The 25,740-nt window shown below is 63.2% G+C and carries 29 protein-coding genes; 16 read left to right on the plus strand and 13 right to left on the minus strand.

The window, feature by feature from the left end; genetic code table 11:
- Window positions 1-219 (plus strand): hypothetical protein (locus tag J8I26_RS19110; RefSeq protein ID WP_209608698.1); only part of this gene is annotated, 219 nt, incomplete at its 5' end.
- Between the two features lie 241 nt (window positions 220-460).
- On the opposite strand, the gene J8I26_RS19115 is transcribed toward J8I26_RS19110, so the two are convergent.
- The 8 genes from J8I26_RS19115 to J8I26_RS19150 all read right to left on the minus strand — a co-directional run bounded on the left by J8I26_RS19115 (window position 461) and on the right by J8I26_RS19150 (window position 8,959).
- Entirely contained in the window at window positions 461-1,237 is a 777-nt protein-coding gene (locus J8I26_RS19115; protein WP_209608699.1) for a molybdopterin-dependent oxidoreductase, read from the minus strand.
- Complete coding sequence (locus J8I26_RS19120; protein WP_209608700.1) at window positions 1,237-1,860, minus strand: cytochrome b/b6 domain-containing protein; 624 nt, start codon at window positions 1,858-1,860, stop codon at window positions 1,237-1,239. The genes J8I26_RS19115 and J8I26_RS19120 overlap by 1 nt, the downstream gene beginning before the upstream one ends.
- Before the next feature lie 11 nt (window positions 1,861-1,871).
- Complete coding sequence (locus J8I26_RS19125; protein WP_209608701.1) at window positions 1,872-2,504, minus strand: DUF5666 domain-containing protein; 633 nt, start codon at window positions 2,502-2,504, stop codon at window positions 1,872-1,874.
- Between the two features lie 185 nt (window positions 2,505-2,689).
- Complete coding sequence (locus tag J8I26_RS19130; protein ID WP_209608702.1) at window positions 2,690-3,052, minus strand: hypothetical protein; 363 nt, start codon at window positions 3,050-3,052, stop codon at window positions 2,690-2,692.
- A 169-nt stretch (window positions 3,053-3,221) separates the two neighbouring features.
- Window positions 3,222-4,004, minus strand: coding sequence for a 16S rRNA (adenine(1518)-N(6)/adenine(1519)-N(6))-dimethyltransferase RsmA (gene rsmA / locus J8I26_RS19135; protein WP_209608703.1), 783 nt, complete (start codon window positions 4,002-4,004; stop codon window positions 3,222-3,224).
- A 32-nt stretch (window positions 4,005-4,036) separates the two neighbouring features.
- Window positions 4,037-5,065, minus strand: coding sequence for a 4-hydroxythreonine-4-phosphate dehydrogenase PdxA (gene pdxA / locus J8I26_RS19140; RefSeq protein WP_209608704.1), 1,029 nt, complete (start codon window positions 5,063-5,065; stop codon window positions 4,037-4,039).
- Window positions 5,066-5,162: 97 nt separating this feature from the next.
- Window positions 5,163-6,662 carry a peptidylprolyl isomerase gene (locus J8I26_RS19145; RefSeq protein ID WP_209608705.1) on the minus strand — a complete coding sequence of 500 codons (1,500 nt, stop codon included), beginning with the start codon at window positions 6,660-6,662 and terminating at the stop codon, window positions 5,163-5,165.
- Window positions 6,663-6,682: 20 nt separating this feature from the next.
- The gene (locus J8I26_RS19150; RefSeq protein WP_209608706.1) at window positions 6,683-8,959 is read right to left on the minus strand and encodes an LPS-assembly protein LptD; all 2,277 of its coding nucleotides are present in this window, start codon (window positions 8,957-8,959) and stop codon (window positions 6,683-6,685) included.
- 97 nt (window positions 8,960-9,056) lie between these two features.
- On the opposite strand from J8I26_RS19150, the gene J8I26_RS19155 reads away from it, so the two are divergent.
- From J8I26_RS19155 to upp, 5 genes are all read left to right on the plus strand, one after another.
- Window positions 9,057-10,088 (plus strand): phosphotransferase, encoded by a 1,032-nt coding sequence (locus J8I26_RS19155; protein ID WP_209608707.1) that lies wholly within the window; start codon window positions 9,057-9,059, stop codon window positions 10,086-10,088.
- Between the two features lie 11 nt (window positions 10,089-10,099).
- The gene (gene murU / locus J8I26_RS19160; RefSeq protein WP_209608708.1) at window positions 10,100-10,792 is read left to right on the plus strand and encodes an N-acetylmuramate alpha-1-phosphate uridylyltransferase MurU; all 693 of its coding nucleotides are present in this window, start codon (window positions 10,100-10,102) and stop codon (window positions 10,790-10,792) included.
- Window positions 10,793-10,805: 13 nt separating this feature from the next.
- Window positions 10,806-12,152 carry a Xaa-Pro aminopeptidase gene (gene pepP / locus J8I26_RS19165; protein ID WP_209608709.1) on the plus strand — a complete coding sequence of 449 codons (1,347 nt, stop codon included), beginning with the start codon at window positions 10,806-10,808 and terminating at the stop codon, window positions 12,150-12,152.
- Between the two features lie 104 nt (window positions 12,153-12,256).
- Window positions 12,257-13,405, plus strand: a complete 1,149-nt coding sequence (locus J8I26_RS19170) for an FAD-dependent monooxygenase (RefSeq protein ID WP_209608810.1) — start codon at window positions 12,257-12,259, stop codon at window positions 13,403-13,405.
- A 108-nt stretch (window positions 13,406-13,513) separates the two neighbouring features.
- Window positions 13,514-14,161, plus strand: a complete 648-nt coding sequence (gene upp / locus J8I26_RS19175; RefSeq protein WP_209608710.1) for a uracil phosphoribosyltransferase — start codon at window positions 13,514-13,516, stop codon at window positions 14,159-14,161.
- An 85-nt stretch (window positions 14,162-14,246) separates the two neighbouring features.
- On the opposite strand, the gene J8I26_RS19180 is transcribed toward upp, so the two are convergent.
- From J8I26_RS19180 to J8I26_RS19195, 4 genes are all read right to left on the minus strand, one after another.
- Window positions 14,247-15,686: an NAD(P)(+) transhydrogenase (Re/Si-specific) subunit beta gene (locus tag J8I26_RS19180; protein WP_209608711.1), complete on the minus strand. Its 1,440-nt coding sequence runs from the start codon at window positions 15,684-15,686 to the stop codon at window positions 14,247-14,249.
- Window positions 15,683-15,997 carry an NAD(P) transhydrogenase subunit alpha gene (locus J8I26_RS19185; RefSeq protein WP_209608712.1) on the minus strand — a complete coding sequence of 105 codons (315 nt, stop codon included), beginning with the start codon at window positions 15,995-15,997 and terminating at the stop codon, window positions 15,683-15,685. Before J8I26_RS19185 ends, J8I26_RS19180 begins: the two co-directional genes overlap by 4 nt.
- Before the next feature lie 70 nt (window positions 15,998-16,067).
- Window positions 16,068-16,430, minus strand: coding sequence for an aspartate 1-decarboxylase (panD, locus tag J8I26_RS19190; RefSeq protein WP_079216722.1), 363 nt, complete (start codon window positions 16,428-16,430; stop codon window positions 16,068-16,070).
- A gap of 79 nt (window positions 16,431-16,509) precedes the next feature.
- Window positions 16,510-17,634, minus strand: a complete 1,125-nt coding sequence (locus tag J8I26_RS19195; RefSeq protein ID WP_209608713.1) for a Re/Si-specific NAD(P)(+) transhydrogenase subunit alpha — start codon at window positions 17,632-17,634, stop codon at window positions 16,510-16,512.
- Window positions 17,635-17,800: 166 nt separating this feature from the next.
- On the opposite strand from J8I26_RS19195, the gene J8I26_RS19200 reads away from it, so the two are divergent.
- From J8I26_RS19200 to bfr, 9 genes are all read left to right on the plus strand, one after another.
- The gene (locus J8I26_RS19200) at window positions 17,801-18,286 is read left to right on the plus strand and encodes an NUDIX hydrolase (RefSeq protein ID WP_209608714.1); all 486 of its coding nucleotides are present in this window, start codon (window positions 17,801-17,803) and stop codon (window positions 18,284-18,286) included.
- A gap of 51 nt (window positions 18,287-18,337) precedes the next feature.
- Window positions 18,338-19,444 (plus strand): tRNA 2-thiouridine(34) synthase MnmA, encoded by a 1,107-nt coding sequence (gene mnmA, locus J8I26_RS19205; protein WP_209608715.1) that lies wholly within the window; start codon window positions 18,338-18,340, stop codon window positions 19,442-19,444.
- A 228-nt stretch (window positions 19,445-19,672) separates the two neighbouring features.
- A complete protein-coding gene (gene hemP / locus J8I26_RS19210) occupies window positions 19,673-19,861 on the plus strand; it encodes a hemin uptake protein HemP (protein ID WP_209608716.1) in 189 nt (62 codons plus the stop codon).
- A 106-nt stretch (window positions 19,862-19,967) separates the two neighbouring features.
- Window positions 19,968-20,291, plus strand: coding sequence for a hypothetical protein (locus tag J8I26_RS19215; RefSeq protein ID WP_209608717.1), 324 nt, complete (start codon window positions 19,968-19,970; stop codon window positions 20,289-20,291).
- A 29-nt stretch (window positions 20,292-20,320) separates the two neighbouring features.
- On the plus strand, window positions 20,321-20,548 hold the full coding sequence (locus J8I26_RS19220; protein WP_209608718.1) for a (2Fe-2S)-binding protein: 228 nt from the start codon (window positions 20,321-20,323) through the stop codon (window positions 20,546-20,548).
- Window positions 20,549-20,557: 9 nt separating this feature from the next.
- Window positions 20,558-21,259 (plus strand): energy transducer TonB, encoded by a 702-nt coding sequence (locus J8I26_RS19225; protein ID WP_209608719.1) that lies wholly within the window; start codon window positions 20,558-20,560, stop codon window positions 21,257-21,259.
- 28 nt (window positions 21,260-21,287) lie between these two features.
- Window positions 21,288-22,019: a MotA/TolQ/ExbB proton channel family protein gene (locus J8I26_RS19230; protein ID WP_209608720.1), complete on the plus strand. Its 732-nt coding sequence runs from the start codon at window positions 21,288-21,290 to the stop codon at window positions 22,017-22,019.
- Window positions 22,019-22,435 (plus strand): biopolymer transporter ExbD, encoded by a 417-nt coding sequence (locus tag J8I26_RS19235; RefSeq protein WP_209608721.1) that lies wholly within the window; start codon window positions 22,019-22,021, stop codon window positions 22,433-22,435. The genes J8I26_RS19230 and J8I26_RS19235 overlap by 1 nt, the downstream gene beginning before the upstream one ends.
- A gap of 395 nt (window positions 22,436-22,830) precedes the next feature.
- The gene (gene bfr, locus J8I26_RS19240) at window positions 22,831-23,310 is read left to right on the plus strand and encodes a bacterioferritin (RefSeq protein WP_209608722.1); all 480 of its coding nucleotides are present in this window, start codon (window positions 22,831-22,833) and stop codon (window positions 23,308-23,310) included.
- 96 nt (window positions 23,311-23,406) lie between these two features.
- On the opposite strand, the gene J8I26_RS19245 is transcribed toward bfr, so the two are convergent.
- Window positions 23,407-24,021: a glutathione S-transferase N-terminal domain-containing protein gene (locus J8I26_RS19245; RefSeq protein ID WP_209608723.1), complete on the minus strand. Its 615-nt coding sequence runs from the start codon at window positions 24,019-24,021 to the stop codon at window positions 23,407-23,409.
- 222 nt (window positions 24,022-24,243) lie between these two features.
- On the opposite strand from J8I26_RS19245, the gene purB reads away from it, so the two are divergent.
- Window positions 24,244-25,611: an adenylosuccinate lyase gene (gene purB / locus J8I26_RS19250; RefSeq protein WP_209608724.1), complete on the plus strand. Its 1,368-nt coding sequence runs from the start codon at window positions 24,244-24,246 to the stop codon at window positions 25,609-25,611.
- The last annotated feature ends 129 nt before the right edge of the window (window positions 25,612-25,740 follow it).

A 25,740-nucleotide genomic window follows, 5' to 3' on the forward strand; every position in this document is an offset into this window, starting at 1 on the left:
TTAAACTTCGTATCGTACTTCGCCATGAAAAACACCCCAAAAGTTGGATCGGTGTCCAACTTTCGGGGTGCAGTTCAAATGCGGGCCTTTCAGTTTTCTGCTTTGTGGATCCTGTGCGAGTCACAGTCATCAACCCGCGATGACGGCGCCATCAATCAGCTATCAATCGCCAGCACGGCTCCGCTGCAGGATGCGGAAGATCGTTTATTCGCTCACTGATCAAACAAATGTCGACATATCAGTGTCGACATGTCGACAACCGCAGTTACCTTAAACAATTGATGTAATGGAGATATTGTTTGTCGACATCACCTAACTTCTGAGTGACCTGGGCTACAAGATTGAATTCATCCAGAAGAAGGAACAGTCCGGCGCGCCCGACTGAGCCGCGTTGTACCGATAAAAAAGCCCGCAACGCTGCGGGCTTTTTTATTGCGCGCGGCAACGTCCGGCCGCGAGTTCAGATGCCGCTGAACCAGTTGTAGCCCTGGTCCTCCCAGTAGCCGCCCGGATTCTGGTTGCTGACATAGATGGCGACGACATGCTTGGGGTTCTTGAAGCCGAGCTTGGTCGGCACGCGCACCTTGAGCGGATAGCCGTAGGAGACCGGCAGCGGCTCCTTGCCGAAGTCCAGCGCCAGGACGGTTTGCGGGTGCAAGGCGCTGGCCATGTCCAGGCTGGAGTAATAACGGTCGGCGCACTTGAAGCCGACATACTTCGCCGAGAGGTCAGCGCCGATGGCCTGCAGGAAGAGCTTCAGCGGCACGCCCGACCACTGGCCGATGGCGCTCCAGCCTTCGATGCAGATATGGCGCGTGATCTGGCCGGCCTGCGGCAGGGTGCGCAGGCGCTCCAGCGTCCATGCCTGCTTGTCGCGCACCAGGCCGGAGACTTCCAGGCGCCAGTCGGCGCCGTCGATGTCCGGCGCATTGAATTCGTCGTAGAAGGCATTGAAGGGAAATGGGTTGGTGATCTGGCTGGCGGCATAGGTCGGCGCCAGCTTGTCGCCGCGAAACAGCATGGCCTGCACGCGGTCGTTCCAGCGCGACATCGCCCACAACACCTTGTCCACGCTGTCGTTGTCCTGCAGGTCGCAACCCGAGAGCATGGACAACGCACCCAGCGACAAGGCCGAACGCAGCATGAGGCGTCGTTCCACCTTCACCAGCCCGCTTCGATGGTCGGCCAACTTGATCTTCTCCGGCTTGGCGCCGGAGCGGTCGTCATTGCGGCCCATCAGCTCGCCTCCCCGCGCGCACGGCGCAGATGTTGCCGCCCCGTCAGCATGGGCAGCAAGGTTTTCGGCACGATCGCCACCAATGCCAGATGCACCGCCACGAATGCGGCGATACCGCTCATCGCGGCGAAATGCACCTTGCGCGCAAAATCGAAACCGCCGAACAGGTCGACCAGCCAATCCAGCTGCACCGGCTTCCAGATGGAAATCCCGGACAGCACCACCAGCGCGCCCAGCAGCAGCACCGACCAATACAGCAGCTTTTGCACGGCATTGTAGATGCCGGGCTGATGCGGCAGGCGAAAGCGCAAGGCCTGGCCCGCATCGGCCAGCACGTCACGCGCGCGCAGCGGCAACAAGTGCCTGCGGAAGTGGCCGCTGGCCGTGCCATAGGCCAGATAGAACAGGCCGTTGGCGACCAGCAGCCACATCGCCGCGAAATGCCAGGCGATGGCGCCGCCCAGCCATCCGCCCAGCGTCATCCAGGCCGGGAACTTGAATCCGAAGATCGGCGACGCGTTGTAGATGCCCCAGCCGCTGGTAAACATGCATGCCATGGCCAACGCATTGAGCCAGTGGGCGATGCGCACCGCCAGAGGATGAAGCAGGATCTTGCCGGGCATCGGTGCGCCTCTTACATCGGCGGCGTGACGCCGTTCTTACCGACGCTGACCGAGACGGCGGTCATGCTGCCGTCGGCGCCTTTGCGAGCGCGCACCACCACCTTGGCGCCGGCGACCAGCATGGAGCGCTCACCGGCTTCGATGTTCACGATGGGCACATCTTCAGGCACCACGATCTTCTTTTCGCCGCCCTTGTATTTCAGCGTGAGGGTGCGGCCGCTGCTGGCCACTACATCGCCCACGGTGCCGTTGGTCATGGTGCTGTTGGGCGCCAGGTCAAAGGGACGATGGCCGTCGCCGGTGCCGGCCATCGCCGGCGGGAACACGTGCACCTCCAGCGCCTTCTGCGAGCCGTCCGGTTGCGGAATGCCGGCCGCGCCGATGTAGCTGCCCGGCTTGATGTCATTGATGTTGGCCAGCGAAATCGCCGCTACCCGGGTGTCCTTGTCGAGCGCGACGGTCTGCTCGCCGCCGCGATTGCTTTTGACGACCAGCTTGTCGGCGCCGACCGAAACGATGGTGCCACGAATGCCGGTTTGGGCAGGCGCGGGCGCCTGCGCCATGGCGGTGGACGCCGCGAAAGCGCCGACGAATGTCGCCGATGCCAGCGCGCCACGGAAGAGTTTGACCAGGGATGTATGCATGGGATGGTGCCTCGTGAGGGGTTGAGGATCATCCATGCTAGTGAGGCAAAGGCGTCATTCGAATGACATTTAGATGACAAAATTGTCATTTTCCGGCGGCCGCCGGCGATGCAGAAATGAAAACGGGCGACCGTTGCAGGTCGCCCGTTTTCCCTCAAGTCGAATGTCTTTAACCGGCTGCGCGCTCAACGGCCGTAGTAGTACGGACGGTCGTCGTCATAACGATAGGTACGCACTTCGGTACGCTCCACGTAGCGCACCGGACGCGGCGGCGGCGGCGGTGCGTAGTAGCGCGGCTCTTCGTAGTACACGCGCTGCGGCGCCTGGTAATACACCTGCTGCGGCGGCGCCTGATAGACCGGCTGGGCCGGGGCGGAATTGGCGTTGGCGATCAGGGAACCGATGGCGACCGCGCCGATGATGCCGGCCGCGATGGCGACGCCGTCATTGCCGCCGCGGCCATGCGCCATGGCGGGCGTGCTGACGGCTGCCGCCGAAGCGAGAAGCGTGGTTGCGATCAGAACCGATGCGATTTTTTTGCTGGCCATGATTGGCTCCTGTCTGAAAATGTCCGCTATGTCGTCGCGGTACGATTTCAATATACGCCGCAAAAAATCGAAATCCATCGATTCTGAAACTTGGTTACAGTTCTTACGAGTCCGGCGCCGAATTGTGACTTTGTGCAATCGGAGCGATTCCCGCCATGCGATTGAACAATCAGGCCTGGCGTTCACCCAGCAAGTTGGCCAGTGCGACGAACTGCTCCATCGGCACGGCTTCGGGACGCGCCTGCGGATCGATGCCGGCCTGTTTCAATTCGTCTTCGGTGAACAGCCCCGCCACGCAATTGCGAATCACCTTGCGGCGTTGGGAGAAGGCCTTGGTGACCACCTGTTCCAGCAGTTCCTGGCGGCACGGCAGCGGCTGCGCCAGCGGGATCATGCGCACGATGGCCGAATCCACCTTGGGCGGCGGATCGAAGGCGGTGGGCGGCACCACGAACATCAGCTCCATGCGGTAACGCCACTGCAGCATCACCGACAAGCGGCCGTAGGCCTTGCCGCCCGGTTCGGCCACCATGCGTTCCACCACTTCCTTTTGCAGCATGAAATGCTGGTCCTGCACCTGCGGCGCAATCTCGGCCAGGTGAAACAGCAGCGGGCTGGAAATGTTGTACGGCAGGTTGCCCACCACGCGCAGCTTTTGTCCTTCAGGCACCGGGATCGAAGCGAAATCGAACTTCAAGGCATCCGCCGAGTGCACGGTCAGGCGCGCCTTGTCGAAACGCTTGTTGAGCCGCTCGACCAGATCGCGGTCCAGCTCGACCACGTGCAGGTGACGCACCGTGTCCAGCAGCAGCGAGGTCATCGCCGCCAGGCCGGGGCCGATCTCCACCATGGCGTCGCCCGGCTCGGGGCCGATGGAACGGATGATGTCGTGCAGGACGACGTCGTCGGTCAGGAAGTTCTGGCCAAAGCGTTTGCGGGCGATGTGTTTCATGGTCGTGATATCTGGTGAAATGCTGGGCGGCCTCAGGCGGCGGCCTGATGCTGGCGACGCGCCATGTCGGCGGCGGCGCGGATGGCCACCACCATGCTGCCGTGGTCGGCGTGACCCAGGCCGCGCGCGGCGAGGTCGAGGGCGGTGCCGTGATCGACCGAGGTGCGGATCAGCGGCAGCCCCAGCGTGATGTTGATGCCATGGCCGAAGCTGGCGAACTTCAGCACCGGCAGGCCCTGGTCATGGTACATCGCCAGTACGCAGTCGGCGTCTTCCAGGTACTTGGGCTGGAACAGGGTGTCGGCCGGGTACGGGCCGCGCGCGTCAATGCCGCGCTGCTGCGCCGCCAGCAAGGCGGGGGCGATGACGTCGATCTCTTCGCGCCCGAGATAGCCGTTCTCGCCGGCGTGCGGATTCAGGCCGGTCACCAGGATGCGCGGCGCGGCGATGCCGAACTTGCTGCGCAGGTCGGCGGCGATGATGTCCAGCGTGCGCGCCAGGCTGTCGGCGGTGATCGCGGCCGGCACATCCTTCAGCGCCAAGTGGGTGGTGGCCAGGGCAACCCGCAGATGCGGCGCATCGCCGCCGGCCAGCATCATCACCACTTGAGGCGTGTTGGTGACGTCGGCCAGGTATTCGGTATGGCCGGTGAAGGCCACGCCGGCGTCGTTGATGGTGCTCTTTTGCAGCGGCGCGGTGACGATGGCGCTGAAGCTGCCGTTGAGCGCGCCCTGCACCGCCATGTCCAGCGTCTGCAGCACGGCGCGGCCGTTGCGCGCATCCAGCTGGCCCGGGCGAACGGGCTCGGCGGTGGGGCAATCGATCACGCACAGGCGATCCGCCGGGAAATTGGGCAGGCCGCCGTTGTGCCACGCCTGAATGGAGATCGCCGCCACCCGCAGCGCGGGGTCGATATCGTGCGCGATCTGCGCCAGCAGGGCGGCGTCGCCCAGCAGCACGCAACGCACTTCATTGCGCAGTTCCCAGGCGGCGCGCAGTGAAATCTCGGGACCGATGCCTGCCGGTTCGCCGCAGGTGAGCGCGATGATGGGTCGGTTCATGGCGTGAAGAAAATGGACTTCAGAAATGCAAGAGCCGGCGACGGGGCCGGCTTCTTGCTCGGGTGAAGGCGCCATCTGGCGCCTTCCTGCTACAAGCTTACTCGTCGTTGCGATATTCAACGTAGGCGCGGTCGCGGATCTGGCGCAGCCAGTCTTCGTTGGCTTCCTCGATCTTGCGTTCGCGGATGGCCTGGCGGGCCGCAGCGCGGGCGCGTTCCTTGGAGGCGTCATCGGTCTTGCGCTCGACCACCTGGATCAAGTGGTAGCCGAACGGCGACTCGATCGGCTGGCTGACTTCGCCCGGCTTCAACTGGTCCATGGCGCGCTCGAACTCGGGCACGGTATCGCCAGGATACACCCAGCCCAGGTCGCCGCCCTTGGAGGCCGACAGATCGTTCGAATACAGCTTGGCCAGTTCCTCAAAGGAAGCCGAACCGTGATCCAGGCGCTCCTTCAGTTCAGCCAGCTTGCGCTTGGCGTCGGCGGCCGTCACCACCTGATTGACCTTGATCAGGATGTGGCGCACGTGGGTCTGTTGCACGGCGGGCGCGGCGGCCTGCGTTTCACCGGCGGCGCGACGGCCCACCAGCTTCAGGATGTGGAAGCCGTTACCGCTCTTCAGGATGGCGCTGACCTGGCCGTCCTGCAGCTTGGACACGCCGTCCAGGAACAGCTGCGGCAGGCGGTCGGACGGACGCCAGCCCAGATCGCCGCCTTGCAGCGCATCGGCGGCGTCGGAATAGGCCGCGGCGGTCTTGGCGAAGTCGGCGCCGGTCTTCAACTGGCGCAGCACGTCTTCGGCGCGCTCGCGGCGCGAGGCCAGTTGCTCGGGCGATGCGTTCTCGGGCACGCGGATCAGGATCTGGGCGATGTCCACTTCTTGGCGGGTGCCGCCGGCGTTGGCTTCGGCCGCGAGGTAATTGTCGACTTCGGATTCGGTGACGTTCACCTTGTTGTCGACCTCGCGCTCACGCAGGCGCTGGCTCAGGATTTCGCGGCGGATATCTTCGCGGAAGCTGTTGTAGGCGATGCCTTCCTGTTGCAGGCGGGCGCGGAACTCCGGCAGCTGCATCTTGTTCTGTTCGGCGATGCGCTGCATGGCGCGGTCGAGCATGGCGTCATCCACCACGATGCCGTTTTCCTTGGCCATCTGCGCTTGCGCGCGCTCCACGATCAGGCGTTCGACCACCTGGCGCACCAGCTGGTTGCGCGGCGGCATCGGCGCGTTCTGCGCAGTCATGCGCTGCTCGACGCTGGCCAGGCGCTCGGCCACTTCCTGACGGGTGATGACGTCGTTGTTGACCACGACCATGATCGAATCGACCGGCTTGGGTTCGGCTCGCGCGGTGGCCGCTGCAGCAGCGGGCGCCGGAGCGACCGGCGCGGCCGGAGGCGTCACCACCACGGACTTGACCGTCGGCGCGGCCGCAGGCTTGGCAGCCGGTTTGGCCGGCGTCTGCGGTGCAGTTTCGGAGGGCGCGACCGGAATGATGGTGGAAGCGAACTGCGCATGCGCGTTGCTGACCACGCCAAGCATGCACAGCAGTGCGGTCACTGTTTTGGTTTTTGCGAGGAGTGGTGTACGCATATTACGCATGGATAAACAGGTCAGAAAAGTTAGAAGGTATCGTTCGTGGAGCTGTCAGGCAGATTCACGTTCTGGTAGCCGGGCACGCTGCTCTTGATCGCTTCCAGCGGGTTGGAGCCGATCTTGGAGAAACCCGTGAGTTCCAGCTGGAAGAAGAAGCCCGTGGATGCCTTGGTCGACGAGGTCGGAATACGCTGGGCAACCAGGCGGAAGACCCAGCAATCGGCCTTGTACTCCATGCCCGCCAGGCCCTCGGCCACGGTGCGGTCAGGCAGCGAGTAGTTGATGCGACCGACAGCATACCAGCGCTGCGACACGGGCCACTGGCCGGAAATGTCGATCTGGCGAATCGGGTCGATCAATCCGGTCGACGGATTGACGTAGGTGCGGTCCAGGCGATATTGCAGGTTCAGCACGCGCTTGGGCGCCGGCTGCCAACGCACGCCGAACGTCGAGCGCACCATCTGGCGCAGCGTTTCGCTGTATTGCACCGTGTTGTCGGTGGAGAATTCCTTGGAAATCTGCCCACCCAGCGCCAGCAGCAGGTCGGACTTGCTGCCCAGCGTCGTCGTGGTGGTGCCGGCGATGGCTACGCGCGGATCGGAGAAATAGAAGCGCTGCGCCACGGCAGCTCGCAGACGTTCCAGGCCGTTCTCTTCGATCAGGCGCGACGTCACTGCGGCAGTCAGCTGGTTGGCGTCGCTGATGCGGTCGTGGCCGACGAACCGATTCTCGCTGAATGCCTGGGCGAAATTGAAGTCCGCCAGGCCGGAGTCGAAGTTGGGCAGCTGCGACTGGTCACGATAGGGCGTGCGCACGTAGAACAGGCGCGGCTCCAGCGTTTGGGTCATGCTTCGGCCCAGCAGCGTGGACTCGCGCTCGAAGATCAGGCCGGAATCAAGCGACATCGTCGGCACGGTGCGCGTGAAATTCGTCGGCTGCCCGGCCGAGACATTGTTGAGGCGATAACTGGTCGCATCCAGCGTGACCTTGGGCGTAATGAAATAACCGGGGCGCACGATGGGATACGCCACGGATTGGGTGATATATCCGCGATCCCCGCCGACCAACTCGCCGCTGGAGAAGCGCGTGAAGTCCGCCACCGTGGTGAAGTCGAATCCACCCAGATCAAGACGGCTGCCGTTGAACACGAGTTGCGGTACCCGGTCGTAGGGCTTGGTGATCGGGTTGTTGACATCTTGCAGCAGCTGGTACTTCGACACGTGCCCGTACAAACTCCAGTAGGTGCTGGAGTAAGTCAGCGAGACGTCACGCGTCAGCAGACGCTGCGTACTACCCGTGATGGAATGCGCGAAATCAGATGCGTAGTCGTTGTCGGACGCCTTGTTCACGTTCCACGCCAGTTCCAGCTGAGGCAACAACTTTTGCTTGTGGATGGACGACAAGGAATAACGTCCGGTCCCCGTCAACTGATCCTGAATGCCTTCGACATAGGTGGTGCCGGAATACGTCTCGCCCAGATAACGCGTCTCCGCCCCCATCTGCAGGCCGCGACGCGCGATGTACTTGGGCACCAGCGTGAGATCGTAATTGGGCGCCAGGTTGAAGTAGTAAGGCACGGCGATTTCGGCGCCGCCGGTGCTGGTCGCGCCGATGGTGGGCGGCAGCACGCCGGACTTGCGCTCGCCCGACAACGGGAACGTCATCCACGGCGAGCCCAGGATCGGCACGTCCTTGAAATACAGCAGGCCGCCATGCACGGTACCAACGTCGCGCCCGGTATCGAGATCGAGCGTGTTGGCCCGCAGATACCAGTCCGGGTCGGTCGCTTCGCAGGTGCTGTAGGTGCCTTGCTGCACCTGGGCCTGGTCGTCCGAGAGGAAATTGATGCGGTCGGCCTTGCCACGGCCGCCGACCTTGCCGATCAGATACGTCGGCTGGGTGACATAGCCCTCGCCGGTGCCCATGTTCATCTCGGCATGGTCGCCGGTGTATTGGTCCTGCAGGCGCTTCATCCAGACGTGACCGGTAGCTTCGACTTCGTCCTGGATGATGCGGTATTCGGCCTTGTCCGCCTTGATGGTGGTGTGGCCCTTGACCACTTCGACGTCGCGATCGAGGTTGACTTGGCGATCGGGTCGACCGGTCATCTGCTCGGCGCTGACGTTGACCGGCGCGTCCTTGTCGTCGGCCGGAGCCGCCGCCGGGGCCGGCATCGTCATCTGCGCGTGGACGGTCAGCGGCAGCAGGCTGGAAGCCGAGGCCACCGCCATTGCCGACGAAAACAGACGCGCCAGCCGCCAGTTGACAGTGCGTTCAGAAAGAGACTTGGAAAACCGGATCATGAAAAGAGTGGCAAGACACCGTGCAGGCGGATTTTTTGAATTTAATCCCTTATTATATGGGAACTCATACACGTCAAACGAATTCCTCAGATAGTTCATGTCTTCATCTAGTTCTGCCCCTGATCTCCGCCTGTCCGAACTGCAAGCCTGGCTCGACACCCTCGCCGACACTCCGGTGCTCTCCTCCACCCTGCGCCCGGCCTCGGCCGACGCCAGCTTCCGCCGGTATTTCCGGGTGGATACGAAAGACGGCGGCACCGCCATCGCGATGGACGCGCCGCCGCCGCAGGAAGATGTCCGCCCCTTCGTCAAGGTGGCCGGCCTGTTCGGCGCCACCGGCGTCACCGTGCCGAAAGTCCTGGCACAGGACGCAGAGCGCGGCTTCCTGCTGCTCACCGACCTGGGTTCGACCACCTACCTGAACCAGCTCACGGCCGACAGCGCGCACAAACTATACATGGATGCGATCGAGGCCTTGGTACTTTTACAAGCGCAAAGCAAGCCCGACGCCCTGCCCGAATACGATCGCGCGCTGCTGCTGCGCGAGCTGGAGCTGTTTCGCGAGTGGTATGTCGGCAAACATCTGGGCGTGACGCTGACCGACGAGCAGAACGCCGTACTGACCAAGACCTTCGACGCCATCCTGGCCAACAACCTGGCCCAGCCGCAGGTCTACGTTCATCGCGACTACCATTCCCGCAACCTGATGGTGCTGCCCACCGGCAACCCGGGCATCCTGGACTTCCAGGACGCGGTCTACGGCCCGGTCACCTACGACCTGGTCTCGCTGCTGCGCGACGCCTACATCCAGTGGGATGAGGAACTGGTGCTGGACTGGGCGATCCGCTACTGGGAAAAGGCGCGCCGCGCCGGCCTGCCGGTGGCGCCCGACATCGACAGCTTCTACCGCGACTTCGAATGGATGGGCCTGCAGCGCCACCTCAAGGTGCTGGGCATCTTCGCCCGCCTGTACCACCGCGACGGCAAGGACGGCTACCTGAAGGACATGCCGCTGGTGATGGAATACACCCTCAAGACCGCGCGCCGCTACGTCGCCTTCACGCCGCTGGTGCGCCTGATCGAGAAGCTCGAGCAAGAACACGCGCCCAAGTTCGGCTACACCTTCTGAGGAGCCGCGCGATGAAAGCCATGATCTTTGCAGCCGGCCGCGGCGAGCGCATGCGCCCGCTGACCGACGACTGTCCCAAGCCGCTGCTGAAAGTGCGCGGCCGCCCGCTGATCGTGTGGCAGATCCTGTCGCTGGTGCGCGCCGGCATCACCGAGATCGTGATCAACCACGCCCACCTCGGCCACATGATCGAAGAAGCGCTGGGCGACGGCAGCAAGTTCGGCGCGCAGCTGATGTACTCGCCCGAAGGCATCGCGCTGGAAACCGCCGGCGGCATCGCAAAAGCGCGCCACCTGCTGGGCGAGGAACCGTTCGTGGCCGTCTCCGGCGACGTCTACTGCCCGAACTTCGACTATGAGCAGGTCAAGACCGTGCTGGAAGACGAAGACCCCTGGGGCAACCCGCTGGCGCTGGACAAGCGCGACGTCGCCTGGATCTGGCTGGTCAAGAATCCATCCTTCCACCCCGAGGGCGATTTTGCGCTCAACAACTTTTCCATCGCCAATGAAGGCGAGAAGAAACTGACCTTCGCCAACATCGGCGTCTACCGCCCGCAAATGTTCGACGCCATCACGCCCGGCGAACACGCCAAGCTCGGCCCGCTGCTGCGCGAATACGCCGCGCGTGGCCAGGTCGGCGGCGACGTCTATCGCGGCGACTGGCACAACGTCGGCACCATCGATCAACTGCAAGCATTGACCTGAGGAGCGCACGCCCATGAGCTTCAACGCCACGCCCTTCGCCGCTCGCCGCGAGCGCCTGATCGCCGCCATGCAAAAAGCCGGCGGCGGGGTCGCCATCATCCCGACCGCGCCGGAAGTCATGCGCAACCGCGATGCCGACTATCCCTACCGCCACGACAGCTACTTCTACTACCTGTCCGGCTTCACAGAGCCGGAGGCGGTGATCGTGCTGATCGCCGGGCGGGAGAACCGCAGCATCCTGTTCTGCCGCGACAAGAACCTGGAGCGCGAGATCTGGGACGGCTACCGCTTCGGCCCGCAAGCCGCGCAGCAGCAATTCGCCTTCGATGCCGCGCACCCGATCGAAGAACTCGATAAAAGCATGCCCGCGCTGCTGGCCGACGCGCCCGCGGTGTACTACGCGCTGGGCCACGACGACAAGCGCGACGCCCAGCTGCAACGCTGGATGCAAGGCGTGCGCGCGCTGTCGCGCAGCGGCGTGGCCGCGCCCGGCTCGGTGGTCGACGTCAGCGTGCTGCTGGACGACATGCGCCTGTTCAAGGACGCCTTCGAGATCGACCTGATGAAGCGCGCCGGCGTGATCTCCGCCGAGGCGCATTGCCGCGCCATGCGCATCTCGCGCCCCGGCCTGCGCGAATATCATCTGGAGGCGGAGCTGCTGCATGAGTTCCGCCGCAACGGCTCGCAATTCCCGGCCTACGGCTCCATCGTCGCCACCGGCGCCAACTCCTGCGTGCTGCACTACCGCGCCGCCGACGCCGAACTGAAGGACGGCGACCTGGTGCTGATAGACGCCGGCTGCGAACTGGACGGCTACGCCTCCGACATCACCCGCACCTTCCCGGCCAACGGCAAGTTCAGCGGGCCGCAGCGCGCGCTGTACGAGATCGTGCTGGCCGCGCAAAACGCGGCGGTGGCCGAGACCGCCCCGGGCAAGCGCTTCATGGACGGCCACGACGCCGCCGTGCGCGTGCTGGCGCAAGGCATGCTGGACACCGGCCTGCTCGACAAGAACAAGGTCGGCTCGCTGCAGGACGTGATCGAGAAAGGCGACTACCGCCAGTTCTACATGCACCGCACGGGCCACTGGCTGGGCATGGATGTGCATGACGTCGGCGACTACCGCGACCCGGCGACGGCCGACGGCAGCAAGCCATGGCGCACGCTGCAGCCGGGCATGGTGCTGACGGTCGAACCGGGCATCTATGTGCGTCCGGGCGAAGGCGTGCCGGAGCAATACTGGAACATCGGCATCCGCATCGAGGACGACGCCCACGTCACCCCGACCGGTTGCGAGCTGCTGACCACCGGCGTTCCCAGCAAGGCCGACGACATCGAAGCGCTGATGCGCCAGGGCTGAGCGCCCCACTTCCTCTCCCATCGGCGATGCATGCGCGGGATCAATTCCCGCGCATGCCGCTCCGCTACAATGGCGGCTTGTTTCCTTTCCTGCACCTGCGCACCATGAATTCCGTCGACTTCGACCTCATCATCTGCGGCGGCGGCCCCGTCGGCCAAAGCGTCGCCGGCCTGCTGGCGCAGCGCGGCCGCACTGCCGCGCGCATCGCGCTGGTCGACATGAAGACGCCGGAGCAGGCCGCGCAGGATCCGCGCACCATCGCACTGTCCTACGGCAGCCGCCAGATCCTGGCGGAGCTGGGCGCCTGGGACGCCGTGGAAAAGCGCGCCACCGCCATCGAACAAATCCATGTCTCGCGCCGCGGCCACTTCGGCCGCACGCTGCTGGACCGCAAGGACTACCAACTGCCGGCGCTGGGCTACGTGGCCCGCTACGGCGACGTCAACCAGGCGCTGGTCAACGCCACTGCCGCGATGGGTCTGTCCTTCCTGCGCCCCGCCGAAGTGGCGGCGCTGGCCGAGGAGGAAGACCACGTCGCGGTCTCGCTGCAGGACGGCCGCGTGCTGCGCGCCACGCTGGCCATCCAGGCCGAAGGCGGCCTGTTCGGGGAACAGAAGCAAAAGAATGTGCAGCGTGACTATCAGCAACTGGGCCTGATCGCCCACGTCCACGCCGACCAGGCCATCGCCCATCGCGCCTTCGAGCGCTTCACTGACGAAGGCCCGCTGGCCCTGCTACCGCAGGACGATGGCTATGCGCTGGTGTGGTGCGTGCGCCCGGCCACCGGCGAGGCCTTGCTGGCGCTGGACGACGCCGCTTTCCTGGCCGCGCTGAGCCAGGCCTTCGGCCAGCGTGTGGGCTGCTTTACCCGCGTCAGCCCGCGCCTGTCCTACCCGCTCGGCCTGACTGCCGGCCCCGGCCAGACGCGCCGCGTGGTGGCCATCGGCAATGCCGCGCAAACCCTGCATCCTGTCGCCGGCCAGGGCATGAACCTCGGCCTGCGCGACGCCCGCGTGCTGGCCGACGTGCTGGCGCGCGACCTGTCGCCGCAGGCGCTGCAAGCCTTCGAACGCCAGCGCGGCGGCGACCGCGGCCTGACCATCCGCCTGACCGACCTGATGGCGCGCGTATTCGCCGGCTCGGCGCAAGGCTCGCCGTTGCAGACGGCGCTGGGTCTGTCGCTGGGTGCCATCGACCTGCTGCCGACGGCGCGCGACCTGCTGGCCGAGCAGATGATGTTCGGTCGCCGCTGACCCGCCCTGATTCCTGCGAATCCGCCGCCGGATACCGCGCCGGAGCGCGCCGTGAGACAATGCGGCCATCGCGGCCCGAGCCGCTCCAACACAGCCTTTTTCTTTACCATGAAACAAGATCCGCGCTTCAAGAACCTGTTCATCCTCGATCACCCGCTGATCCAGCACAAGCTCACGCACATGCGCGACAAGCGCACTTCCACCCGCACGTTCCGCGACTTGCTGCGCGAAATCACGCTGCTGATGGGCTATGAAATCACGCGCGACCTGCCGCTGACCACCGAGAGTATCGAGACGCCGCTGGTGACCTACGACGCCCCCGTGATCGCCGGCAAGAAGCTGGCCATCGTGCCGGTGCTGCGCGCCGGCGTGGGCATGAGCGACGGCCTGCTGGAGCTGATCCCCTCGGCGCGCGTGGGCCATATCGGTGTCTACCGCGACGAGAACCACCAACCGGTGGAATACCTGGTGCGCCTGCCCGACCTGCAGGACCGCACCATGATCCTGTGCGACCCGATGGTCGCCACCGGCAACTCCGCCGTGTATGCCGTCGACGCGCTGAAAAAGCGCGGTGTGCCGGCGGCCAACATCGTCTTCGTGGCGCTGGTCGCGGCGCCCGAGGGTGTGCAGGTGTTCGCCGATGCTCACCCGGACGTCAAGCTGTATGTGGCGTCGCTCGATTCGCACCTGGACAGCCACGCCTACATCGTGCCCGGCCTGGGCGACGCCGGCGACCGCATCTTCGGCACCAAGTAAGCCGGGGCCGGCCGGTACAAACCCGGTTGCAAGAATAAAAAAAGCCGCTCCGAAGAGCGGCTTTTTCATTGCCTGAAAGCGCGGCTCAGTCCACAGCCTTGACCATGTCCTCGATGACCTTCTTGGCGTCGCCGAAAACCATCATGGTCTTGTCCATGTAGAACAGCTCGTTGTCCAAGCCGGCATAACCGGCCGCCATCGAGCGCTTGTTCACGATCACGGTCTTGGCTTTGTAGGCCTCCAGGATCGGCATGCCGGCGATCGGCGACTTCGGATCCTTGGCCGCCGGGTTGACCACGTCGTTGGCGCCCAGCACCAGCACCACGTCGGCCTGCGCGAACTCGCTGTTGATGTCTTCCATCTCGAACACCTGGTCGTAGGGCACCTCGGCCTCGGCCAGCAGCACGTTCATGTGACCGGGCATGCGGCCCGCCACCGGGTGGATTGCGTACTTCACGGTCACGCCGTTGTGCGTCAGCTTCTCGGTCAGCTCCTTCAGCGCGTGCTGGGCGCGCGCCACCGCCAGGCCGTAGCCGGGGACGATGATCACGGTCTCGGCATTGCCCATCAGGAAGGCCGCGTCGTCGGCCGAGCCAGACTTGACGTTGCGCTGCTGCTGCGCACCGCCGCTGGCCGCCGCAGCCTCGCCGCCGAAGCCGCCCAAGATCACGTTGAAGAACGAACGGTTCATCGCCTTGCACATAATGTAGGACAGGATTGCGCCGGACGAACCCACCAGCGAACCGGAGATGATCAGCATCGGGTTGTTCAGCGAGAAGCCGATGCCGGCCGCGGCCCAGCCGGAGTAGCTGTTCAACATCGAGACCACCACCGGCATGTCGGCGCCGCCGATGGGGATGATGATCAGCACGCCCAGCACGAAGGCGATCGCCGCCATGATGATGAAGGGCAGCCAGCTTTGCGTGAGCACGAAGATGATGCCGAAGCCGATCATGGCCACCGCCAGCAGCAGGTTCAGGAAGTGCTGGCCGGCGAAGTTCACCGGCGCGCCCTGGAACAAGCGGAACTTGTACTTGCCCGACAGCTTGCCGAAGGCGATCACCGAACCGGAGAAGGTGATGGCGCCCACGAACGTGCCGATGAACAATTCCACCCGGTTGCCCACCGGGATCGGCATGCCGTGGCCAGAGATACCCAGCGCCCAAGGCTCCGCCACCGCCGCCACTGCAATGCAGACGGCGGCCAGGCCGATCAGCGAGTGCATCGCCGCGACCAGCTCGGGCATCTTGGTCATCTCGACACTGCGCGCGAGGTAGGCGCCGATGCCGCCGCCCACGATCACGCCGGCGGCTACCAGGAGGTAGCCAATGTTGCTGGCAGAGTCGGCGCCGTCGCCCTTCAACTTGACGATCAGGGCCAGCGTGGTCAGCACCGCGATCACCATGCCGGCAATGCCGAAGGCGTTGCCGCGACGCGCGGTGGCCGGGTGCGACAGGCCCTTCAACGACTGGATGAAGCAGATCGAGGCGATCAGGTACAACAAGGTGACGAGGTTCATGCTCATGCCTGTCCTCCCGTCTTGGCCTTGGGTTCTTTCTTCTTGAACATTTCCAGCATGCGCTGGGTCACCATGAAGCCGCCGAACACGTTGACCGCGGCCAGCGCCACGCCCAGGGTGCCGGCGATGCGGCCCACCGGGCCCTCGGTCAGGCCGGCGGCCAGCATGGCGCCGATGATGATGATCGCCGAGATGGCGTTGGTGACCGCCATCAGCGGCGTGTGCAGCGCCGGCGTGACGGTCCAGACCACGTGGTAACCGACGTAGATCGCCAGTACAAAGATGATCAGGTTGATGATGGTATGGCTGACTTCCATTTCTTGTTCCTCTCTTTATGGCGCGGCGGTGAAACCGCGGGTCAGATTCACGTCGGTCAGGTTGCGGTGGTCAGATCGCCTTCAGGCTGGTGATGCGGTTCTTGTCGTCGACGAAGACGACCTTGGGCTTGTATTGCGCGACTTCCTCGTCCGACATCGGGGCATAGGTGCAGATGATCAGCAGATCGCCCAGGTGCGCCAGGCGGGCTGCCGCGCCGTTCAGGGAAATCTCGCCGCTGCCGCGCTTGCCGCGAATGGCGTAGGTGGAAAAACGTTCGCCATTGTTGACGTTGTAGAGCTCGATCTTCTCGAACTCGCGGATATCAGCCGCCTCCAGCAGGTCTTCGTCAATGCCGCAGGAGCCCTCGTAGTTGAGGTCGCACTGGGTAACGGATGCACGGTGGATCTTGGCGCGCAGCATGATGCGTTGCATGTACTTCTTCCTTCTTTTTTATTGAGTGATGGTGATGCCGGACGGCCGGCGTTCGACGCCGCCGGCCTTGTCCGATGGATTACTTGTTTGGCTGGCGCAGGACTTCCCCGCCCTGGCACAGCAGCGTGGCGGCGACGATGTCGTCTTCCTTGTTGATCACCAGCCGGCCTTCGCCGTCGATGATCAGCTTCAGGAAATCGATCACGTTGCGCGCATACAGCGCCGAGGCATCAGCCGCCACCAGGGCCGCCAGGTTGCCTTCGCCGATGATGTGCACGCCGTGCTTGATGACGGTCTTGCCCGGCTCGGACAGGGGGCAGTTGCCGCCCTGGTCGACTGCCATGTCCAGGATCACCGAGCCCGGCTTCATCGCCTTGACCGTCTCTTCGCTGATCAGCACCGGCGCCTGGCGGCCCGGGATCAGCGCGGTGGTGATGATGATGTCGGCCTGCCTGGCGCGTTCGTGCACCAGTTCGGCCTGACGCTTCATCCAGTCGGGCGGCATCGGGCGTGCATAGCCGCCGACGCCCTGGGCGATCTCGCGCTCTTCGTCGGTAATGAAAGGCACGTCGAGGAACTTGGCGCCGAGCGACTCGATCTGCTCCTTGACTGCGGGACGCACGTCGGACGCCTCGATCACCGCGCCCAGGCGCTTGGCCGTGGCGATCGCCTGCAGGCCGGCGACGCCCGCGCCCATGATCAGCATGCGCGCGGCCTTGACCGTGCCGGCCGCGGTCATCAGCATGGGCATGAAGCGCTGGTAGGTGTTGGCCGCCATCAGCACGGCCTTGTAGCCGGCGATGTTGGCCTGCGAGGACAGCACGTCCATCGATTGCGCGCGAGTGGTGCGCGGTGCGGCTTCCAGCGCGAAGGCAGTGAGCCCGGCGGCGGCCATGGCGGCGATATTGTCGGCGTCGAAGGGATTCAACATGCCCACCACCACGGTGCCGGTCTTGATGCGGGCGCGCTCCTGCTCATCGGGTGCGCGCACCTTGAGGATCACTTCGGCGGTGTAGACGGCGTCGGCGCTGCCGATGCTGGCGCCGACGGCGACATAAGCTTCATCCGGGAGGCTGGATTTGATGCCGGCGCCCGACTCGACCATCACTTCGTGCTTGGCGGCCACCAGTTTCTTGACGGTTTCCGGGGTCGCCGCGACACGCGTTTCTCCGTCCCGACTTTCGGCGGGAATCCCAATCCTCATGCAAAGCTCCTGTGTGGTGAATTCTTACCTGAATCTTACACGACAAAATTTGGAACCCAACAACTTTACCCGGGTACCGCGGCAGACGGCAAATCCCCGCGCCACGGGCCTTTGCGCTGAAGAGTCGGCGCCGAACGGGTAAAATGTCGGATTCACGAGGTAATCAATGTCTGAAGTCTGGAAACCCTCCGTCACGGTCGCCGCGATCATCGAGCGGCAAGGCAGCTTCCTGATGGTCGAGGAGCAAAGCGGCGGCGCCATTCGCATTAACCAGCCGGCCGGCCACCTGGAACCGGGCGAATCGCTGCTGGACGCCGTGGCGCGCGAGGCGCTGGAAGAATCGGCGCGCCATTTCACGCCGACCGCGCTGGTGGGCACCTACCTGTCGCGCAATGTGTCTTCCTCGCGCGGCGGCATGAGCGTGACCTACCTGCGCTTCGCCTTTGCCGGCGATGCGGGAGAGGCGCTGGACCGGCCGCTGGACGAAGGCATCCTGCGCACGGTCTGGATGACGCGCGACGAGCTGGCGGCCTGCGCCGATCGCCATCGCAGCCCGCTGGTGCTGCGCTGCGTGGACGACTGGCTGCGCGGCCAACGCGCGCCGCTGGAACTGGTGCACGCCGATCCCAGCGCGATCGGCGAGCTGGGCTGAGGACATTGCATCGCGTGCATGCATTTGCACGCCAATCTAACGGGCAACATCATGGGCAAGAAAAAAGTAGTCATCGGCATGTCGGGCGGCGTGGATTCGTCGGTTTCGGCATGGCTGCTGAAGGAACAAGGTTATGAAGTCATCGGCCTGTTCATGAAGAACTGGGAAGACGACGACGATTCGGAATACTGCTCGACGCGCGAAGACCTGATCGACGCCGTCAGCGTGGCCGACGTGGTCGGCGTGGATATCGAGACAGTCAACTTCGCCTCGGAATACAAGGACCGCGTGTTCGCCGAGTTCCTGCGCGAATACCAGGCCGGCCGCACGCCCAATCCGGACGTGCTGTGCAACGCCGAAATCAAGTTCAAGGCCTTCCTCGACCACGCCATGAAGCTGGGCGCCGACTACATCGCCACCGGCCACTATGCGCGCGTGCGCCAGAACCCGGCCGGCAACTTCGAGCTGCTCAAGGCGCTGGACGCCAGCAAGGACCAGAGCTATTTCCTGCACCGGCTCAATCAGGAACAGCTCTCGCGCACCGTTTTCCCGCTGGGCGAAATCCACAAGACCGAAGTGCGCCGCATCGCCGAGCAGCTGAAACTGCCCAATGCCAAGAAGAAAGATTCCACCGGCATCTGCTTCATCGGCGAGCGACCGTTCCGCGAATTCCTGAACCGTTATCTGTCTTACAAGCCGGGCCCGATCAAGACCGCCGACGGCGACACCGTGGGTGAGCACGTCGGCCTGTCGTTCTACACGCTGGGTCAGCGCAAGGGTATCGGCATCGGCGGCATCAAGGCGCACCAGAATGCGGACGGCAATGGCGACGCCTGGTACGTGGCGCGCAAGGATGTGGAAAACAACACGCTTTATATCGTGCAGGGCCATGATCATCCCTGGCTGCTCTCGCCGAGCTTGTCGGCAGGCCAGATCAGCTGGGTCGCGGGCAGCGCGCCGGACAAGGCGGCGCTGTCGGCCAAGACGCGCTACCGCCAGGCGGATGTGCCCTGCGGCTTCGCCGGCGGCGATGGCCAGTTCGCGCTGCATTTCGACACGCCGCAATGGGCGGTCACGCCAGGCCAGTCGGCGGTGCTGTATGACGGCGACATCTGCCTGGGTGGCGGCATCATCGAGACCGGCGCCGTGACCGCCTGATTCCCCACCAAAGAGCAACGAAACAGAACGCCCCGCAGGCATTGGATGCTGCGGGGCGTTTCTTTTTGCACAACAAAAACGGAGACAAACGCCGTAAATCGCCGAATGATGCCAAGAGGAAATCTTTGGGCGATAAAAATAATCAATCTCACTCATAAAGAGCTTGCAATCTGGCGGCAAATGACAAATAATCTAAATAAGAATTGTTCGCATTTAATAGGAGGTGTTATGAGCCAACTGAACGAACACGGCATTGACCGTCGCAACAAGCCCGGTACCACTGCAAACGGCACTCCGATTACTCGCATCAAGAGCACGGACCTGTTCCGTCAGATGCGCGAACTGGAGATCGATCATGGCGGTCGCATCTACAAGTTGCGTCTGACCCAGCTGAACAAATTGATCCTCACGGCGTAAGCCGCGCGGATCGCAGTCATTGCGGTACAAGGTGGACAAACAGGCCAGCCAGCGTTGAAGCCATTTGACGTTTAGCCAGCAAAGCTAGCCAAGTGAGGAGAGTTTGATGGTTACCGACCAAATGCATTCCGCTTTTGCGGAACCCAACAGCGCGCCGGCCCAGCCTGAACTTCTGGTTTCTGCCGTATTGCATCTGATGTCGCACTACACTGCCAACAACAATCAGGAAACTCAAAGCTGCGTCAAATTGGCGTCGGTGATTGAGCGCCACCTGAAAGCCTTGGCGGACCTGCCGAATCTGGCGCCGGTGTTGCGGGCAACTTGCCAGCAACTGTCGGAGCAGTGGGCAACCGTAGTGGAACGGACGATGCCGCAGCCGGAAAAATTTAAATTCTTCTCGCGTATTGTGTCAGGGGCGAGATCCGCATAGGCCTGATAAAGCAGGCGGCAAGGCGTACAATGATCGTATGTGTTTGTAACAACATCTCCGAAGGCAAGATTCATCAGGCGGTCGATGCAGGCATGACATCCATGACCGAGCTGCGCAAGCAGCTCGGTGTTGGCACTTGCTGCGGCAAATGCCACTCTTGCGCCAAGCACGTTCTGCGCGAATGTCTCGACAAAGCCAATCAAACACATCAAGGCGCACGGCCGATGGTATTTCATCCATCGCTCGCTGCTGCGTAATTAAAATTCATGAACGCCATTTCGCCGTCTGTTATGCGTAACAGCTCTCCCAGCGCTTTGATGCGCCAGGTTCGCAAAATCGGCCCGCTCGGGCTGATCATCCTTTTACACATCGCTTTCTTCTGGGCCCTGCAAAGCGGCCTGGTTCATCAGGTCGCCAGCGCCATTCCCAAGGAAGTGATCGCCACCTTCATCGTGCCCGAGAAGGCGCCGGAACCGGCGCCGCCCAAGGCTGAGCCGACGCCTCCGAAAGTCGTGAAGACGGTCAAGAAGGTCGTCACGCCGCCCAAGCCGGTTCCGGTGACCGAAGCCCCCGCCCCGACCGCCATCACCGCGCCGCCGCAACCGCCACAGCCGGCTGAACCTGCCCCGCAAGTCGCAGCGGCGCCGGCACCCGCGCCGGCTGCGCCGCCGGGCCCGATCCTGCCCAAACAGATTACCTCCGGCATCGAATACATCGAGCCGCCTCGCGTGAACTACCCTGCCGTCTCCAAGCGCATGGGTGAAGAAGGCGTGGTGCAGTTCAAGGTCACGGTCAACACTAGCGGCCGCGCCGAGAAAGTCGAAATCACCAAATCGTCCGGCTATCCGCGCCTGGACGAAGAAGCGCGTCGCGCCGTCATGCGCGCCGTCTACAAGCCGTATATCGAAGATGGCAAAGCCATCGTCGTTGCCACCACGGGCAGCATTGCCTTCAAGTTAAATTCTTAAACCATAACAAGTAGCAAAGGAAGTCATCATGGAAGTTAGTCCGTACGGATTGGAAAGCCTTTGGGCTCAAGGGGATTTCGTCACCAAGGGCGTCGCCGTCCTGTTGCTGGCCATGTCGATCGCATCCTGGTATGTGATCATCACCAAGGCGTTCCAGCTGCTGCGTTTCCGCAAGGCGTCGGCCGCCGCCGGCCATCAGTTCTGGGATACCACCAGCCTGCCGGAAGGCGTGGCGACCCTGGGCGATGAAAACCCGTTCGCCGACGTCGCCAAGGCTGGCGTCACCGCGATGAGCCACCACACCGCCCACAAGGGCCACTTGCATGACCAACTGTCGGTCAGCGACTGGGTCACCCTGTCGCTGCGCCAAGCCATCGACGAAGCCTCCGGCAAGCTGCAGACCGGCATGGCCGTGCTGGCATCGGTCGGTTCCACCGCGCCGTTCGTCGGCCTGTTCGGCACCGTCTGGGGCATCTACCACGCGCTGGTGTCCATCGGCACCACCGGCCAGGCCAGCATCGACAAGGTCGCCGGCCCCGTCGGCGAAGCGCTGATCATGACCGCCTTGGGTCTGGCCGTGGCGATTCCCGCCACCTTCGGCTACAACGCCCTGGTGCGCGGCAACAAGACCACTATCGCCAAGCTGAACAAGTTCGGTTTCGACCTGCACGCCCTGTTCGTGACCGGCTCGCGCGCCGCCACCGAAGAAGGTGACAAGAACAGCGCCAAGGCCAAGTTGACCGCCGTCGGGAGAGCGTAATGGCAATGGGTTCCCTGTCCGATTCGGACGACGACTTCAACCCGGAGATCAACACCACGCCGCTGGTCGACGTGATGCTGGTGCTGTTGATCATCTTCATCATCACCATCCCGGTGATGAACCATGCGGTGAAGATCGATCTGCCCAAGGCCAGCAGCCAGCCGGATGAAGTGAAGCCGGAAAGCATCAACCTCTCCATCGACGCCGGCGGCGACGTGTTCTGGAACGAAGAGAAGATCGACAGCAACCAGCTGGGCATGCGCATCGCGGCAGCTGCGCAAAAGCAGCCGCAGCCCGAACTGCATCTGCGCGCCGAGCGTACGACTCAGTACGAAAAGGTGGCGCAGGTCATGTCGGCGGCGCAGTCCGGCGGACTGACCAAGATCGGCTTCGTGACGGATCCGGACAAGAAGTAAGCGCAACACCCCGCGCGTGAGCGCGACTGTGCCGCAGCGTCTTCATGATCGCTGCGGCGCTTTCCCAAGAAACCTCCCTCGCTTTTGCGTCGGAGGTTTTTTGTTTTTGGCACAAGAATGGTGTGATTCCAAGAAAGAGCGCCGCGCAACGAACGACGCACCCGATTGCGCCGTCAACCGGCCCCATTCGTTCAAAGGCGTGCCGGGCCTGCCTTTGCGCGGCATGCCCTGGACACAAAACGACGACGAACAATGACAAGAATGATTCGCGCTAATTTATGCTGAAGAAACAAATTGCCTGCGCTATGATGCGTCCGTTCTCGCCGCACGGGTCTGTAGTCTGATTATCAACTGCCGGGCGGCCTCCCATCTACTTCACGAATTCAGAGGTTCCCATGAAAGGCGATCCAGCAGTCATCAAGTTGCTCAATGCACAATTGACCAACGAGCTCACCGCTATCAACCAGTATTTCCTCCACGCCCGCATGTACAAGCACTGGGGCTTGGACAAGATCGGCGCCAAGGAATATGCAGAATCGATCGGCGAAATGAAGCACGCCGACAAGCTGATCGACCGCATCCTGATGCTCGATGGCCTGCCCAACCTGCAAGCCCTGCACAAGCTGATGATCGGTGAAAACACCAAGGAAATGATCGAGTGCGACCTGAAGCTGGAAAAGGCCGCGCACAAGACCGTCAAGGAAGGCATCGCCACCTGCGAACAGCACGGCGACTATGTGTCGCGTGAACTATTCCAGATGATCCTGGACGATACCGAAGAGCACATCGACTGGCTGGAAACGCAGCTGGACTTGATCGAAAAGATCGGCATCCAGAATTACCTGCAAAGCCAGATGGCGCCTGCCGGCGAATAAGCCGTCTCACCCGCCGGACAAAAAAAGCGCGCTTTCAAAGCGCGCTTTTTTTTGCGCCGACGACAGCCGGGGCCGGTCGGCATGAGCCTGATCCGCTCAGAGATGCGGCACCGTATCCTTGAAGGACTGGCGCTCCGATACCTTGTCGAACAAGCGGGCCAGCTCGGGATAGTCTTCGCGCCAGGGCATGTCAGGGAAGCGGAAGCTCATCCAGCCCAGCGCACAGCCGACGGCGACGTCGGCCAGCGTGTAATGGTTGCCGACGCAGAACGGCTTCTCGCCCAAGCCTTCGGCCATCGCCTTGATCGAGGCTTCGACCTTGCTCCACTGACGCTTGATCCACTCCGGGCTTTGCTGCTTGGTGGGACGCAGGGTCTTTTCCAGGCGCACCAGCACGGCCGCATCCAGCAGGCCGTCAGCCAGCGCTTCCCAGCACTTGATCTCGGCGCGCTCGCGGCCGTTGGGCGGCAGCAGCTTGCCGACCGGCGTCAGGGTATCCAAGTATTCGACGATCACGCGCGAATCGAACATGGCGCCGCCGTCATCCATCAGCAGGCAGGGCACCTTGCCCAGCGGGTTGCTTTGCTGGATGGTGGTCGATGCACTCCAGACATCTTCCAGGATGAATTCGTAGTCGATCTTTTTTTCTGCCATCACGACGCGCGCTTTGCGCACAAAGGGGCTGGCGTAGGAGCCTATGAGTTTCAGCATAGCGTTTGGAGTAATTATCTGCGGCGATTATAGCATTCGCGTTTTGGGCAAAAATCGATGGCCCGCAGCAACGGGACGGAAAGCAACACAGCGGCAAAACTGGGCTGCCGGCCGCGCGGATGGTAAAATCCCGCCTTCGGGCGATTCGGGTTTTGACTGTATTAACGTCAACAGCCTGCCAATCTTCAGTCAACGTATCTCATCCCTTCCTTCGTTTCCATCATGTCCCTCTCCGCTCTCTCGGCACTGTCCCCGCTGGACGGCCGCTACGCCTCCAAAACCGACAAACTGCGTCCCATCCTGTCCGAAGCAGGCTTCATGCATCATCGCGTGAAGGTTGAGATTTCCTGGCTGCAAGCCCTGTCGGAAGCCGGCTTTGCCGAGATCAAGCCGTTCTCCGCCGCCGGCAAGAACCTGCTGGACAAGCTGGCCGCCGACTTCAGCGAAGCCGACGCCGCCCGCATCAAGGAAATCGAAGCCGTCACCAACCACGACGTCAAGGCGGTCGAATATTGGCTGAAAGAAAAGGTCAAGGACGTGCCCGAGCTGGTCGCCGCCTCCGAATTTATCCATTTCGCCTGCACCTCCGAAGACATCAACAACACCTCGCACGGCATGATGCTCAAGGCCGCACGTGACGGCGTGATGCTGCCGTCGCTGCGCAACGTCATCACCAAGCTGACCGAGATCGCCCACGCCAACGCCGAACTGCCGATGCTCTCGCGCACCCACGGCCAGACCGCCAGCCCGACCACCCTGGGCAAGGAGATGGCCAACGTGGTCGCCCGCCTGCAGCGCGCCATCAAGCGCATTGAGCAAGTCGAGATCCTCGGTAAAATGAACGGCGCGGTGGGCAACTACAACGCCCACTTGTCGGCGTATCCCTCGTTCGACTGGCCGACGTTCTCCAAGAACGTGATCGAGCAGCGTCTGGGCCTGGTGTTCAACCCGTACACCATCCAGATCGAACCGCACGACTACATGGCAGAACTGTTCGACGCCTTCGCCCGCGCCAACACCATCCTGCTGGACCTGAACCGCGACATCTGGAGCTACGTCTCGCTGGGCTACTTCAAGCAAAAGCTGAAGGCCGGCGAAATCGGTTCGTCGACGATGCCGCACAAGGTCAACCCGATCGACTTCGAAAACTCCGAAGGCAACCTGGGCCTGGCCAACGCGGTGCTCAAGCACCTGTCCGAGAAGCTGCCGGTGTCGCGCATGCAGCGCGACCTGACCGATTCGACCGTGCTGCGCAACATCGGCGTGGGCCTGGGTTACACGCTGCTGGCCTACGACAGCTGCCTGCGCGGCCTGAACAAGCTGGAAGTCAATCCCGAGCGCCTCGCAGCCGACCTGGACGCCAACTGGGAAGTGCTGGCCGAGCCGGTGCAAACCGTGATGCGCCGCTACGGCATCGAGAACCCGTACGAGCAACTGAAGGAGCTGACCCGCGGCAAGGGCATCTCCAAGGAAGCGCTGCGCGACTTCATCAACGGCCTGGCTATCCCGCAGGAAGCCAAGGACGGCCTGCTGGCCATGACCCCCGCCAACTACATCGGCGGCGCCGTGACCTTGGCCAAGCAGATCTGAGCTGACTGAGGGTCGCAGCCTGCTGCGGCCTAGCGACACTGCTGCAATGGCGCGCATCTTGCGCGCCATTTTTTCATCCACTCCCCTCGCCCCTCCCGCTCATTACTCGCAAAATCGGACGGCTGAAAT

The organism is Herbaspirillum sp. LeCh32-8, from assembly GCF_017814915.1.
Lineage (GTDB): Bacteria > Pseudomonadota > Gammaproteobacteria > Burkholderiales > Burkholderiaceae_D > Herbaspirillum.